The 13,365-nt window shown below is 72.7% G+C and carries 13 protein-coding genes; 9 read left to right on the forward strand and 4 right to left on the reverse strand.

Going from position 1 to position 13,365, the window contains the following annotated elements; translation table 11 throughout:
• The first annotated feature begins 32 nt into the window (after nt 1-32).
• A complete protein-coding gene (locus tag AC0OO9_RS14910) occupies nt 33-614 on the forward strand; it encodes a YceI family protein (RefSeq protein WP_484517690.1) in 582 nt (193 codons plus the stop codon).
• A gap of 306 nt (nt 615-920) precedes the next feature.
• Nucleotides 921-2,399 (forward strand): glutamate-cysteine ligase family protein, encoded by a 1,479-nt coding sequence (locus AC0OO9_RS14915; protein ID WP_151455974.1) that lies wholly within the window; start codon nt 921-923, stop codon nt 2,397-2,399.
• 108 nt (nt 2,400-2,507) lie between these two features.
• On the opposite strand, the gene AC0OO9_RS14920 is transcribed toward AC0OO9_RS14915, so the two are convergent.
• Nucleotides 2,508-3,956: a hypothetical protein gene (locus AC0OO9_RS14920; protein WP_484517691.1), complete on the reverse strand. Its 1,449-nt coding sequence runs from the start codon at nt 3,954-3,956 to the stop codon at nt 2,508-2,510.
• A gap of 124 nt (nt 3,957-4,080) precedes the next feature.
• On the opposite strand from AC0OO9_RS14920, the gene AC0OO9_RS14925 reads away from it, so the two are divergent.
• The gene (locus tag AC0OO9_RS14925; protein ID WP_484517692.1) at nt 4,081-4,755 is read left to right on the forward strand and encodes a PASTA domain-containing protein; all 675 of its coding nucleotides are present in this window, start codon (nt 4,081-4,083) and stop codon (nt 4,753-4,755) included.
• A 179-nt stretch (nt 4,756-4,934) separates the two neighbouring features.
• Nucleotides 4,935-5,723, forward strand: a complete 789-nt coding sequence (locus AC0OO9_RS14930) for a PASTA domain-containing protein (protein ID WP_484517693.1) — start codon at nt 4,935-4,937, stop codon at nt 5,721-5,723.
• 22 nt (nt 5,724-5,745) lie between these two features.
• On the opposite strand, the gene AC0OO9_RS14935 is transcribed toward AC0OO9_RS14930, so the two are convergent.
• Together AC0OO9_RS14935 and AC0OO9_RS14940 are read right to left on the reverse strand one after the other, a co-directional pair.
• The gene (locus tag AC0OO9_RS14935; RefSeq protein WP_484517694.1) at nt 5,746-6,198 is read right to left on the reverse strand and encodes a hypothetical protein; all 453 of its coding nucleotides are present in this window, start codon (nt 6,196-6,198) and stop codon (nt 5,746-5,748) included.
• 100 nt (nt 6,199-6,298) lie between these two features.
• Nucleotides 6,299-6,586, reverse strand: a complete 288-nt coding sequence (locus tag AC0OO9_RS14940; RefSeq protein WP_484517695.1) for a hypothetical protein — start codon at nt 6,584-6,586, stop codon at nt 6,299-6,301.
• 624 nt (nt 6,587-7,210) lie between these two features.
• Here AC0OO9_RS14940 and AC0OO9_RS14945 point away from each other — a divergent pair.
• The 3 genes from AC0OO9_RS14945 (at nt 7,211) to AC0OO9_RS14955 (ending at nt 8,891) form a co-directional block, all read left to right on the forward strand.
• Complete coding sequence (locus AC0OO9_RS14945; RefSeq protein WP_132235359.1) at nt 7,211-8,092, forward strand: helix-turn-helix domain-containing protein; 882 nt, start codon at nt 7,211-7,213, stop codon at nt 8,090-8,092.
• Nucleotides 8,062-8,283 carry a DUF397 domain-containing protein gene (locus AC0OO9_RS14950; RefSeq protein ID WP_132235357.1) on the forward strand — a complete coding sequence of 74 codons (222 nt, stop codon included), beginning with the start codon at nt 8,062-8,064 and terminating at the stop codon, nt 8,281-8,283. The genes AC0OO9_RS14945 and AC0OO9_RS14950 overlap by 31 nt, the downstream gene beginning before the upstream one ends.
• A gap of 200 nt (nt 8,284-8,483) precedes the next feature.
• Nucleotides 8,484-8,891 carry a hypothetical protein gene (locus AC0OO9_RS14955; protein WP_311410018.1) on the forward strand — a complete coding sequence of 136 codons (408 nt, stop codon included), beginning with the start codon at nt 8,484-8,486 and terminating at the stop codon, nt 8,889-8,891.
• Here AC0OO9_RS14955 and AC0OO9_RS14960 read toward each other — a convergent pair.
• Nucleotides 8,859-9,458 carry a hypothetical protein gene (locus tag AC0OO9_RS14960; RefSeq protein WP_484517697.1) on the reverse strand — a complete coding sequence of 200 codons (600 nt, stop codon included), beginning with the start codon at nt 9,456-9,458 and terminating at the stop codon, nt 8,859-8,861. The two genes, AC0OO9_RS14955 and AC0OO9_RS14960, sit on opposite strands and share 33 nt — an antisense overlap.
• A 218-nt stretch (nt 9,459-9,676) precedes the next feature.
• Between AC0OO9_RS14960 and AC0OO9_RS14965 the strand changes: the two genes are divergently transcribed.
• Together AC0OO9_RS14965 and AC0OO9_RS14970 are read left to right on the forward strand one after the other, a co-directional pair.
• The gene (locus AC0OO9_RS14965; RefSeq protein WP_484517698.1) at nt 9,677-11,539 is read left to right on the forward strand and encodes a S8 family peptidase; all 1,863 of its coding nucleotides are present in this window, start codon (nt 9,677-9,679) and stop codon (nt 11,537-11,539) included.
• Between the two features lie 207 nt (nt 11,540-11,746).
• Nucleotides 11,747-13,345, forward strand: coding sequence for a COG1361 family protein (locus AC0OO9_RS14970; RefSeq protein WP_484517699.1), 1,599 nt, complete (start codon nt 11,747-11,749; stop codon nt 13,343-13,345).
• Nucleotides 13,346-13,365 lie beyond the last annotated feature (20 nt).

Here is a 13,365-nt window from a genome sequence, read left to right on the forward strand (position 1 = left end):
ACTAAACAACTTTCCCCACGGAGGGCAGTTTCATGACCAGCAGCACCGCACCGGTTACCCGCGACTGGGACGGCCTCACGATCCCGACCGCCGGCACCTACCTGCTGGACGCCGCGCACAAGCGCGTGGGCTTCGTCGCCCGGCACATGATGGTCAGCAAGGTACGCGGTGAGTTCGCCGACGCCAGCGCCACCATCACCGTCGCCGAGGACCCGATGCGGTCCTCGGTCAGCGCCACCATCCAGGCGGCCACCATCAACACCAACCAGGCCGACCGGGACGCGCACCTGCGCAGCCCCGAGTTCCTCGACGCCGAGGCCTTCCCGACCCTGGAGTTCCGCAGCACGGCCGTGAAGTCCCGCGACGGCAACGAGTTCGTCCTCTCCGGCGAGCTGACCATCAAGGGCGTCACCCGCCCGGTCGACCTGGAGGTCGAGTTCGAGGGCGTCGGCCGCAGCCCGTTCGGGCAGGACATCTTCGGCTTCTCCGCCTCCACCGAGATCGACCGCGAGGACTTCGGCCTGACCTGGAACGTCGCCCTGGAGACCGGGGGCGTGCTGGTCGGCAAGAAGATCAAGATCGAGATCGAGGGCGAGGCCGTTCGCCAGGCCTGATCCGCCGTACCGCTTCCGGGCCCGCGCCGCGTCACGGCGCGGGCCCGACGCGTGTACACAGGGTGAGCGCCCCCGACCGGGTGCGATTTGTCACGACTCATTCGCGGTTCGATCGGGTGCCGGGCGGCGCCGCTGGGTAGAGATGCCGCCGGGAGCGCGTCCGTCGACCGGAGTACGGTCGTCCCGGCCGTGGGACCGCCGCTACCTCCTCTGGTCCCGGCGATGCCGACACTCCTAACGTGGAGGGGTTAACCACGCGCTTACCGGGCCGGCACGGCCCGACTGCGCCTCGCGCCGGGAGGAAACATGGGCAGGGACGTCGAGCAGGGCGCCTTCTCCCGGGAGGACCGGGTCCGCTACCGACAGAAGGTCCGGCGGTGCCTGGACGTCTTCGCCCTGATGCTGGACGACTTCGGCTTCGACGCCGACCGGCCGATGACCGGGCTGGAGATCGAGCTGAACCTGGTCGACTCGGCGGCCGAGCCGGCGATGCGCAACGACCAGATCCTCGCCGACATCGCCGATCCGCTCTTCCAGACCGAGCTGGGCCAGTTCAACCTGGAGCTGAACGCGCCGCCCCGGCTGATCGAGGGCGACGGCTTCGCCGACTACGAGCAGGACCTGCGCGGCAGCCTCTCCCGCGCCGACGAGCGGGCCGCCAAGTCGGACGCGAAGATCGTCCTGGTCGGCATCCTGCCCACCCTCACCGAGCGTCACCTCGTCGAGGACAACCTCTCCACCAACGAGCGGTACCGGGTGCTCAACGACCAGATCGTCGGCGCCCGGGGCGAGGACATCGAGCTCGACATCCGAGGTGTCGAACGCCTCCAGACCCACACCGACTCGATCGCCCCCGAGGCCGCCTGCACCAGCCTCCAGTTCCACCTCCAGGTCGCCCCGGACAGCTTCGCCGACTACTGGAACGCCTCCCAGGCCATCGCCGGCGTGCAGGTGGCCGTCGGGGCCAACTCGCCCTTCCTCTACGGGCGCCAGCTCTGGGCGGAGACCCGCATCGCCCTGTTCGAGCAGGCCACCGACACCCGGCCGGACGAGCTGAAGGCGCAGGGCGTACGACCCCGGGTCTGGTTCGGCGAACGCTGGATCACCTCGATCTTCGACCTCTTCGAGGAGAACGTCCGCTACTTCCCGCCACTGCTGCCGATCTGTGAGGACGAGGACCCGGTCGAGGTCCTGCACGGCGGCGGCGTACCGGAGCTGGGCGAGCTGCGCCTGCACAACGGCACCGTCTACCGGTGGAACCGGCCGGTCTACGACATCATGAACGGCCGCCCGCACCTGCGGGTGGAGAACCGGGTGCTGCCGGCCGGCCCGACCGTGGTCGACATGCTGGCCAACGCCGCCTTCTACTTCGGGCTGGCGCGCGGGCTGGCGGAGTCCGACCGGCCCATCTGGAGCCAGCTCACCTTCAGCTCCGCCGAGGAGAACTTCCACGCCGCCGCCCGGCGCGGCATGGACGCCGTCCTGCACTGGCCCCGCCTCGGCGAGGTGCCGGTGACCAAGCTGGTCCTGGACGTCCTGCTGCCCAAGGCGGCCGCCGGGCTCGACCGGTTCGGGGTGTCCCCGGCCGAACGCGACCGGCTGCTCGACATCATCGAGCAGCGCTGCCGTACGGGCCGCAACGGCGCGGTCTGGCAGACCGAGGCGGTCTGGGCGGCCGAGCGGCACCGCGGCATGGACCGGGGCGCCGCCCTGCACCACATGGTGCAGCGCTACGCCGAGCTGCAGCGCAGCAACGAGCCCGTGCACACCTGGCCCGTCGACTGACCCGTCCGGGCGCTCCGCGGCGGTGACGCCGGGCCGGGGCGGGAGTGCGGCGGTGAGGCCCGTCAGTGGGGGCCGGGGCGGGAGTGGCCAACGCCGCCCGGCCGCCGGTCAGCGGGTGCGGCGGCCGGAGCGGGACCGGCGGCCGGTGGCCTGCGCTTCCGCCGGATCGTCGTCGACCGGCACGGCCGGCTCCCCGGTCGTCGCCGACGCCGGCGTGCCGTCCCCGGGGGCCGAAGCGGCCGGCTCCCTGGCCGGCGTGCCGGACGCGGCCGGTTCTCCGCCCGGCGTGCCGGACGCGGCTGCGGGCCGCGCGGCGGCGGGGACCGGCGTCGGTTCGCGGTCGGCCGGGAACGCCCCTCCGCCCGCCGCGACGGGCTCCCCACCCGGCGTGCTGCCGCCGGGCCCAATGAAGGCGCCGCTGCCGCCCGGCACGGTGGAGGTGTCGCTGCCGCCCGACATGGTGGAGGTGTCGCTGCCGCCCGGCGTCGTGCGGGTGTCGCTGCGGTCGGGCGTCGCCTGGGCGTCGCCGTCGGTGCCGTCGACCGGAGCGGTGTGCCGCCCCGGGGCCGGATCACCCGGGTGGTCGGCGGGCTCGCCGGTGCGTTGGCGGGGGACCCGCACCGGCCCCCGGGCCGCCGCCCGTCGGGAGGCCCGCTGTGCGAGGACGGTGACCAGGACGGCGCCGCCGACCCCGACGATCACCGCGTACGGTGCGATCAGGTGGGCCGACACCTGCTCCGGGCTGATCGCGGTCAGCCTCGGCACCGCCAGGAAGTACGCGGTCGCGACGAGCAGCGGCCCGGCCGCACCCGAGGCGGCGGCCCCGACCCGGTGGTCGGGGTCCCGGGCGTCCCGGCGGGCCGCGAGGGCGCCGATCACCAGCGCGGAACCGAGGGACAGCAGCGCGCCAGGCCAGTAGAAGTAGTCGCGGATCCAGTACCGCCCGTCGTCGGGGCCGAGCTGCCAGATGCCGAGCTGGGCGCTGGTCAGGCCGCGCCCGGCCAGCACGCCGTCCACGACGGCGATCACGGCGAGCAGCCAGAGCCAGCCGACGGTGGCGAGCACGTTGTTCGCGGCGGCCCGCGAGCGCAGCGCCCAGGCCGCCGTCAGCACGCCGACCAGCACGCCGACCGCCGCGTAGGCGGCCGCGACGTTCCGGGGCGAACCGGTGTCGGCCACCGCCACCGCCTGCCGGGCCGGTACGGCCACCAGCAGCACGGTGATCAGCGCGCCCACCCCGGCGGCCACGGCGAGCGCGGCGGAGCCGAGGACGCCGCCACCCGGTCCGGCCGGAGTCGCGTCGGCGGGACCGGTGTCCGGTTCCGGGGCGCGGTCGCGCAGCCGCTGCGCGCAGACCGCGCCGAAGACCGTCGAGGTGGCCGCGATCCAGGTGGCCCAGATCAGGCCTGCCACCCAGGCGGTCGCGCCGGCGGTCGCGTCCGCCGGCGCCCAGTTGATGATGCCCAGCCCGTAGCCGAAGCCCAGTTGGGCCGCGCCCGCGCCGGCAGCGACGCCGACCGCGATCGCGATCGATCCTCCCCAGCCCCGTCTGGCCATGCCGGGGAGCGTAACGTCCCGTGGTCGGCGCGGCGAGTCGTGGCGGTCCGGCCGGAGCAACCGCGACGACGCAGGCGTTGACGGGAGCGGGTACGGTCGCCGGTGATCGAGGCGGGGTGGGCGTATGACGGACGGGGACACGGGCGCGCGGGACGGCGCCGGGCCGGACCGGTCGGCGTTGCTGCTCAGGGGCGGGCTGGCCGTCGTGCTGCTCGCTGCCGTCGGCGCGACCGGCGGCTGGCTCCTGGCCGGCGAGGACGATCCGTCGGCCCCGCCGACGGCGGCGGCGGAGGGTCTGCCCGCCACCAGCACGCCCGCTACGACCCGAGCGACCCCGGGCCGCTCCGCGCCGGCGGCGGCTCCCCGGACGACCGCACCTAGCCGTCCCGCCGGGCTGACGGTCCCGCCGGTCGTCGGCGAGGATTTCACGGACGCCCGCGAGGAGCTCCGCGAGAAGCGGCTGGGCTGGCGGCTCGTCTTCGGCCGTGGCACCGGGACGACCGTGGAGCGCACCTCCCCGGAGGTGGGCGCCGAGGTGCAGCCCGGGCGCACCGTGACGCTCTACGTGAGCGGTCCGGCGCCGGCCGCCACCGTGCCGGACGTGGTGGGCGACGACTGCGACGACGCGGCGGACGAGCTCGTCGACGAGGGCTTCTACCCGCAGTACCGGACGGGCCGGACCGGCAAGGTCAGCCGCCAGGATCCGCCCGGCGACGGTGCGGGCCGGTGGAACGACCAGGTGTCGATCTGGTGCGGCGACGCGCCGGAGGACGGCGGTTCGCCCTCCCCGACACCCTGACGGAGCGTCCGGCACGCTGATCCCGGCCGATGGCCTCCGGGACCGCTAGGTTGGCGGTCAGGGCCCGCGACGCCCGCCCGGGCCGGGAGAGGACGCGCCATGAGTGAGCGTCAGCGAGCGAGTCATCGGCACGGTGCGGTGGTGCCTCATGTCGGCACGCAGCGGAGCGGAGCGGCGGCATGAGCGACGACCGCCGGGAGCCCTCCGCCGGGGAACACGACGACCGGACCCGCCCGCTGCCTCCGTCGGGCGATCCCTCGGCCGGGCCGGAACCCGACCGTACGCAGCCGCTGCCCCGGCCCGACCGGAGCGCCCCGGACGCCGGCGACGCCACCCGACCGGTGCCCGGCGACACCGCCCCGCTGGACCGTACGGCCGCCGTGCCGCCGGAGCGGTCCGGGCCGGCGGCGTGGTCCGGCCGGGCGGAGGTGCGGCCCGGCGGGCCGGCCGACCAGCCGGAGGCCGAGTGGTACGCCGAGGAGCAGGACTCGCGGCGCTGGTGGCTGCCGATCCTGTGGGGCGTGATCGTGCTGCTGCTGCTCGGCCTGCTCGGCGCCGGGCTGTGGCTGGCCCTCCAGTCGGCGGACGACGATCCGAGCGGGCCGGAGCCGTCGCCGTCGCCGTCGGTGACCCGCGCGTCGCCGACCACCGCCGCGCCGACCTCGGCGGCCCCCACCAGCTCGTCGCCCTCGGCATCCCCGACACCCTCGGAGCCGGCCGCACTGCCGATGCCGCCGGTGGTGAACCTGCCACTGGAGACGGCGCAGGCCATCCTGGACGACGTCGGGCTGGACCACCGGGTCGAGTACGAGACGTCGGACCGTCCGGCCGGCACGGTGATCCGCACCGAACCGGCGGCGGGGGAGCTGGTGCCGGCGGACGAGGAGGTCACGCTGGTGGTGGCTCGCGACGCCGCCTCGCCGACCGGCGGGGTCACGCCGTCGGTCGAACCGACCGCCACCCGGTGAGCCGCCGGCCAGCGCCGCCGCGTCACCACATGCGTCGTCTCGTCCCGACCATGCCGAGCCCGGCCAGCGAGATGGCCAGTCCGAAGATGCCGGACCAGAAGAGGGAACGGCGGACGTCGTCGGGCGCGGGGCGGGCGGCGTGTGCCGCACCGTCCGGGGCGCCCGTGGGAACACCTGCCCCGGCGGTGGGTCCGGAGTCGCCGGCAGCGCCGAACGCGTCCGCCCCGTCCGGCCCGGCCAGCGCGTACGGGGGGTCGAGGGCGTCCGGCACGTCGTCGTAGGGCGGGTCCTCGTCCACCACGGTGATCTCCGGTGCCGGGACCGGGGTGGTCAGCCGCGTGGTGGACGAGAGGGCGGGATCGCGGACCACGACCACCAGTGTGGTGGCGGCGCCGATCAGCGCCAGTAGTCCGAAGGCGTAGGCGATACGAGAGCGGTGGTGCCGCCGCGCGGCGGGCTGATTGACCATGGCCATCCCAGGTTCGGGGTCCTGGACGCGCGGGGTGGAAACGTGCCGGGGTGGGCGTACCTCATCCTATGGCGACGGCACGCCCCTCGGCTGCCGATCGCGCAGGTCAGCCCACCCGGACCGGAGTGCGGGCGGTGGGCCGGCGCGGCGCGCGCACGGTGTGCGGACGCGGCTCGGGGGCCGAGCGCAGGTGGCGCAGCCCCTCCCGCTGGACGAAGATCGACCGCCGGCTGACCGCGTCCCCCGATGCGTTCAACTCGTAGCCTTCGAGCCAGATCCAGCCGTCGTAGGTCGGCCAGTCCAGCACCCGGATGACCCGGAACATGATGGGTCTGAGGAACTGGACACTCGCCGCGCGAGTCACGTGCAGTACGTCACCGGAGCGGGGAAGCACATGGGCTCCTGGGAAGGGTAGGCCGGCCGACGGGCCGGCGGGTGGGGTCGGGGGACGTCGATGGCCCGGGCGGGGTCGTGCCTCGTGGACCGGTGCTGCGGGCGGTGGTGGTCGGGCCGTATCCGCTGGTGGCGAACCGCCACCCGACCAACACTCGGCTACTCCGGGTACCGCTCCCGCCGCCGCAGCCAACTGGCGTGCAGCGGCGAGGTCATCAACCCGGGGCAGGTCTGGTTGTCGACTGCCGGGCGCCTCCACCGACGCGCGTCCCGCGGTCCGTGGGGTCGCCACGGCGAGGAAGCGGACGAAGACTGTGAGTAACCCGTGCCATACGGACAGAGTGCATCAGCGACGTGCTTCATGCAAGTTGCACGTCGACTTTTGCCGATACGTGAGCGGCTCGTGCAAAGCTGCGCTTGAAGCCATTCACGTATGCCCGGCACACTGGGAGCGGTTTCGCCCGTCGCGGCCGGCCGATGACCGGCACCACCCCACGCCGCGAACGACGCCCGCCGTACGACGGTCGCGCCCCTGGCGGGTGACGACAGTGGCGCACGGCGAGGCGGAGGTGGACCGGGTGAGGCCTGACAGGCGGTGGTTCCGACCAGCGGGCGGGGTCGTGTCGTGAGCGAGCGGCGCAGCCCCACCATCCGGCGGCGTCGCCTCGGCGCCGAACTGCGCCGGCAGCGGGAGACGGCCGGCATCACCATCGAGGCGGTCGCCGAGCAGTTGGAGTGCTCGGCGTCGAAGGTCTCGCGGATCGAGACCGGCCACACCACGGCGACGCCCCGCGACGTGCGGGACATGCTGCGGATCTACGGCGTGGTGGGTGCCGAGAGCGACGAGCTGGTGCAGATCGCCCGCGAGGCGCGGCAGAAGGGCTGGTGGCACCCCTACAGCACGGTGCTGGTCGGCGCGTACGTCGGGCTGGAGGCGGCGGCCGGTTCGATCCGGGCGTACGAGCAGCAGGTGGTGCCCGGGCTGCTGGAGACCGAGGACTACGCGGGCGCGATGATCCGGGCCGCCCGGCCCGACTTCACTCCCGAACAGGTGCGGCAACGGGTGCGTGTCCGTCTGGGCCGTCAGTCGTTGTTGACGCAGGATGATCCGGTCGATCTGTGGGTGGTGCTCGATGAAGCGGTGGTGAGCCGTCCGGTGGGCGGGGACGAGGTAATGCGTGACCAGCTGAAACACCTGGTCGAGGTGGCGGAACTGCCGAACGTGACGCTCCAGATCCTGCCTTTCACGGTGGGTGCGCACGCCGGCATGGACGGCACCTTCACGATCCTCAGCTTCCCTGAGCCCGGTGATCCGGATGTCGTGTACGCGGAGAATGCCACGGGTGGGCTCTTCCTGGAGAAGAGTGACGAACTGCAGAAGTACAGCTTCATCTTCGATCACATCCGAGCGGCGGCCATACGTCCTGAGGAGTCCATCGCACACATCGCGAAACTGGCAGAGGAGCCGATGTGGAAATGGCGACCAACGGGTTCCCCGTGGACCTGACGCAGGCGACGTGGTTCAAGAGCTCGAAGAGCGGGCCGAACTGCGACAACTGCGTGGAGGTGGCGTACGTGACGGGGGCGGTCGGCGTGCGGGACTCGAAGGACAAGACGGGCCCGGCCCTGGTCTTCTCCCCGGGTGGCTGGCACGCCTTTGTCGCCGGCGCCAGGGGCGGTGTGTTCGACAAGGGCTGACGGGACCGGAACGTGACGGGATGCCTCCGCCCGGCAGGGGAGCCGGGCGGGGGCATCGTCGTGTCCGCGTCCGGACCGGCCGCGAAGTCGTCCCGCCGTCGGCGTCGCCACATCGGGTCCCGTGTCGTTGTACCCCTCGGCACGGCGGTGGTCGACGAGCCGCCGCCGGGATCGGCAACCGAGCGAGGCAGGCGAGACGGATGACGACGATCGGTTCGGACAACCTCACCAACGGGCCGGGCAAGCCGGAACGGTTCGGGGGCAAGTACCGGGGGGCACGGCGGGACACCGTTCTCACCGAGGTGGTGTCTACCGACACCGAGATGGGTGGCCGGGAGAGCCCGGCCGCGCCGCCGGAGCAGCCCGGTCCACCGCTCTCCCTGCCCTCGCTGGACCCCAACCCGCTGACCGAACCGTCGTTCCCGCCCGGCAACTGGTCGGTGGAGCCGCCCGAGTCGCTTGTCGACCATCCGCTGCTGCGCGGGCTGCTGATGGAGCTGCCGCCGAAGGGCAGCGTCCCGCCGCCCGGCTGGCTCGACCGCTGGTTCGAGGCGACCCGGGCGATCCTGGAACTGCTATACGTGCAGGGCCCCGGCCGCTCGCGGTGACGCGGGCCGTACCGGCGCGGCCCGCTCGACGAGCCGGTTGTGCCGCAGGGCGTGGCGTACGCCGATGGCGGCGACGCCCAGCACTCCCAGGGTGACCGCCGGCCCGGCCACGCCAGGTCCGGAGAGCAGGTCCGGGCCGCTCGCCGCAGCCACCGCGGGCAGGATCGCCAGGCCGGTGACCTGCACCGGGAGCCCGATCAGCGGGTGCGCGGCGGAGGCCCGCAAGCCGTGCGGCGCCGGGGTGCCCGGGGCCGACGAGAGCGCGCCCGCGCCCGCCCGCAGCCGGCGTACCCGGCGCACCGTGCAGGCCGCGACCACGAGCGCGGGGGCGGCGGCGAGGGTGAGGCCGGCGGCCGCCCGGTCCGCGGGGGTCGCGCCGGCGCTGGAGAGCCCCGCGCCGAGCACGGCGGCCGTCAGGCCCAGGCCGGTCAGCGTCAGGGCGAGCACCCATCCGGTACGCCGGCGCAGGGCCCGGGCGTGGTCCAGCCGGGGCAGCCCGTCCGCGAGCCAGCCGGCGACGAGCCAGACGGCGGCCAGCGACAGCAGCACGGTCAGGTGAATCTCCATGACCGACAGCCTTGCCCGTTTTCGACGACCGTGAATCCGGGCAGGTCCCCGGTTCGTCCCGCAGCCGCCGCCCCTAGGGGGTCATCCCTCCGGTGGTATGGGGAAGTCGACATGTTTGAATTCCCGTTTGCGCCCCCCTACCCTCAGCTTGATCGGCATTCATCGATTCACTCGTCTCGAACAGTTGGACGGTCGGTGCCGGTCGGAGGGAGTAGAAGATGGGTCTTCCACGCAGGTCCGTACTCGTCGGGGTGGCCGCGCTGGCCATGGTGGCCACCGCCACGCCCGCCATGGCCGCCGAACCGGTGGGCACGATCCGCGCCGCTGGCGGCGCCACCGCCGTGGCCGACAGCTACATCGTCGTCTTCAAGGACAGCTCGGTCGCCCGCAGCAGCGTCGGTGACACCGCGCAGCGGCTGGTCGGCCGGCACGGCGGCGCGGTCGCCCGCACCTACGGCGCCGCCCTGCGCGGCTTCGAGGTCCGGGTCGACGCCAGGGCCGCCGCCCGCATCGCCGCGGACCCCGCGGTGGCGTACGTCGAGCAGAACCACACGGTCTCCATCGCCGGCACCCAGACCAACCCGCCCTCCTGGGGCCTGGACCGGATCGACCAGCGCGCCCTGCCGCTGGACAGCTCCTACACGTACCCGAACACGGCGAGCAACGTGCACGCCTACATCATCGACACCGGCATCCGGTTCAGCCACAGCGACTTCGGCGGCCGGGCGGTCTCCGGCTACGACGCCGTCGACGGCGGCTCGGCCGACGACTGCAACGGGCACGGCACGCACGTCGCCGGCACCGTCGGCGGTTCGGCGTACGGCGTGGCCAAGGGCGTCCAGCTGGTCGGCGTACGCGTGCTGAACTGCCAGGGCAGCGGCACGAACGCCGGCGTCATCGGCGGCGTCGACTGGGTGACCGCCAACGCGGTCAAGCCGGCCGTGGCCAACATGAGCCTCGGCGGCGGCGCGAACACCACGCTCGACACCGCCGTGCGCAACTCCATCAACTCCGGCGTGAGCTACGGCCTGGCGGCCGGCAACGACTCCGGCGGCAACGCCTGCAACACCTCGCCCGCCCGTACCGCCGAGGGCATCACCGTCGGCTCGACGACCAACACGGACGCCCGGTCGTCGTTCTCCAACATCGGCACCTGCCTGGACATCTTCGCGCCGGGCTCGTCGATCACCTCGGCGTGGCACACCGGTGACACCGCCACCAACACGATCAGCGGCACCTCGATGGCGACGCCGCACGTCGTCGGCGCGGCGGCCCTGGTGGCCAGCGCCAACCCGGCCTGGACGCCGCAGCAGGTCCGCGACTACCTGGTGAACAACGCCACCAGCAACGTGGTGACCAACCCGGGCACCGGCTCGCCGAACAAGCTGCTCTACGTCGTCAACGGCGATACCCCGCCGCCGACCAACGACTTCTCCGTCTCGGTCTCGCCGACGTCCGGCTCGACCGCGCCGGGTGGCTCGGTGACCGCCACGGTCGCGACCGCCACGACCAACGGCTCCGCCCAGTCGGTGAGCCTCTCGGCGAGCGGGCTGCCGTCCGGGGCGACCGCCTCGTTCAGCCCGGCCACCGTCACCTCGGGTGGTTCGTCGGCGCTGACCATCAGCACCTCGGCGAGCACGCCGGCCGGCACCTACTCCGTGACCGTGACGGGCACCGCGGCCTCGGGCAACAGGACCGCCACCTACTCGCTGACGGTCACCGGCACCGGCGGCGGCTGCTCCGGCAGCAACGGCACCGACCTCGCGATCCCGGACACGAACGTCGCGGTGAGCAGCTCGATCGTGATCGCCGGCTGCGCCCGCAACGCCTCGTCGGCCTCCACCGTCGCGGTGAACATCGTGCACACCTACCGCGGTGACGTCGTCATCGACCTGGTCGCGCCCGACGGCTCGGCCTACCGGCTGAAGAACAGCAGCCTCTTCGACGGCGCGGACAACATCAACGCCACCTACACGGCGAACCTGTCGAGCGAGGCGGCGAACGGCACCTGGCAGCTGCGGGTGCGCGACGTCTACTCGGGCGACACCGGCTACCTGAACACCTGGACCCTCACCCTCTGATTTGAGGTGTAAGGAAGGGCCCCTTCCTATCGCGTACGCGATAGGAAGGGGCCCTTCCTTACGCTCGCGGGCCCCAGCCGACGTTCGGCCGGGGGACCGCGCTGGCGCGCGATACCCACTCGTCATGATCTCTGCACGATCGGCCAAGGTTTCCGCACGGGATCGCAGGCTAGAGTGCGGCACCGATGTCAATTGACCGGAGAGAAAATGACACATAAGCCCGGGGTCTGGTCTCGCGTCGCGGCAGGTGCGGCCGTACTGGCAACCGTCGCGACAATTGGTGCCCCGACCGCCGCCCATGCCGCAGATCCGCTGCCTGACCTGTCTGTCTCGTTCGACCGTGACCCGGTTGCCGAGATCGACAACAGCGGCACCTACGTCGGCATGTACGTCTACAACTACGGCGGTGCGACCGCCACCGCGGTGACCGTGACGCTGGCCCTGAGCAAGGTCGCGGACTCGGTCACCGTCTCGGTGCCGGACTGGACCGACTCCTGCAAGCTCGCCGATGCCAAGGTGACTTGTGCCATCGGGGTTCTTCAGGCCGGCCAGGTCACGCACCTGAGCCCGCTGTCGCTGGCCAGCCGCCAAGGTGCCTCCCCCGGCGACGCGGGATCGGTCACCGTCACCATCGCCGGCGCGGAGGACGACATGTCCCCGGGCGACAACACCACGTCGTTCCCGGTCACGGTGAGCCCGTCCGGTCCCGACCTGGTCGCCGCCGCGCGGAATCTGAACGGCAGGGACAATCCGGTCGGCCCCGGCGATGTCGTCCCGCTGCACGGACGCGTCGCGAACGAGGGCGACACGGCCGCGAGCAACTTCACGCTCAGGGTCATCGTCCCCACCGGTGCCACGTTCGTCGAGCGGTACAGCGACTGCACCTACACAGACTTCTATCCGAAGGACACCGGGCAGCCCTACGTCTACGGGCCGGGCGAGGTTAGCTGCGCCGTTCCACTGACCCTGGAACCCGGGCACGACCTGCTGCTGTTCGACTACGCGACAGGAAAGTCGCTGTTCAACATCACCTTCGGCCGAAACCTGCCGGGGCCGCTGGAGCACCACGGTCTCGTCGAGGTGGCCCTTGCCGAAGAGGCGCTAGGGGCGAAGAAGGCCGCCCGTACCGAAGGAACCGGCCCGTCGTTCGCAGAGGCCGTACGTAAGCAGCAGGCGAAGGCCGCGAAGGGCGACGTCGGCACGCGACGGGAACTCGACGAATCGGACAACACCGCAGACTTCGCGTTCTGGAGCAAGGGAAACACCCTTGACCTCGCGGTCACGGCCCCGGCCGTCAAGGGCGCCGTCGGGCAGACCGTCGACCTCACGTACGAGGTCGTCAACAACGGCCCGTCCGATGGTGGCGGCCCGTCAGTTGTCATCACCGCGCCGACCGGGACGGTGCTGCTGCCGGCCGAGTGGTGCTACACCGACGGCACCGAACACGAGTCGCTGCCGGAGTCGGCGAAGCTGCGCTGCAACTTCGAGAGTGAGTTCCCGGCTGTCGCCTCCGGCTACGGCAGGATCACGGCAACCGTTCAACTGAAGATCAAGTCAGAGCCGGGCACCGACGGCACGATCCACGCCCGCAGTGTCGTCGTCGGGTCCAACGAGTCCTATCCGCCGAACAACACCGCCCGGATCGTCATCACCACGGACAGCGGCGGTTCCGGTGGCGGCCTGCCGGTCACCGGCGCACCGGCCGGGCTCCTCGCGGGCGCGGGTGCTGCGGTGCTCGCGCTCGGGGCGGTCCTGATCGTGCTGTTCCGTCGTCGCCGACTGGTGTTGCAGCTGCCGCGGGACTGACCCCGCATCCGCACAAGGGC

This window comes from Micromonospora sp. USAFONa4 (assembly GCF_057197825.1).

Bases quoted from the DNA above. Each gene is read 5' to 3' on its own strand.
- AC0OO9_RS14910 (WP_484517690.1), top strand. From the start codon at position 33: ATGACCAGCAGCACCGCACCGGTTACCCGCGACTGGGACGGCCTCACG.
- AC0OO9_RS14915 (WP_151455974.1), top strand. From the start codon at position 921: ATGGGCAGGGACGTCGAGCAGGGCGCCTTCTCCCGGGAGGACCGGGTC.
- AC0OO9_RS14920 (WP_484517691.1), bottom strand. From the start codon at position 3,956: ATGGCCAGACGGGGCTGGGGAGGATCGATCGCGATCGCGGTCGGCGTC.
- AC0OO9_RS14925 (WP_484517692.1), top strand. From the start codon at position 4,081: ATGACGGACGGGGACACGGGCGCGCGGGACGGCGCCGGGCCGGACCGG.
- AC0OO9_RS14930 (WP_484517693.1), top strand. From the start codon at position 4,935: ATGAGCGACGACCGCCGGGAGCCCTCCGCCGGGGAACACGACGACCGG.
- AC0OO9_RS14935 (WP_484517694.1), bottom strand. From the start codon at position 6,198: ATGGCCATGGTCAATCAGCCCGCCGCGCGGCGGCACCACCGCTCTCGT.
- AC0OO9_RS14950 (WP_132235357.1), top strand. From the start codon at position 8,062: ATGGCGACCAACGGGTTCCCCGTGGACCTGACGCAGGCGACGTGGTTC.
- AC0OO9_RS14955 (WP_311410018.1), top strand. From the start codon at position 8,484: ATGACGACGATCGGTTCGGACAACCTCACCAACGGGCCGGGCAAGCCG.
- AC0OO9_RS14960 (WP_484517697.1), bottom strand. From the start codon at position 9,458: ATGGAGATTCACCTGACCGTGCTGCTGTCGCTGGCCGCCGTCTGGCTC.
- AC0OO9_RS14965 (WP_484517698.1), top strand. From the start codon at position 9,677: ATGGGTCTTCCACGCAGGTCCGTACTCGTCGGGGTGGCCGCGCTGGCC.
- AC0OO9_RS14970 (WP_484517699.1), top strand. From the start codon at position 11,747: ATGACACATAAGCCCGGGGTCTGGTCTCGCGTCGCGGCAGGTGCGGCC.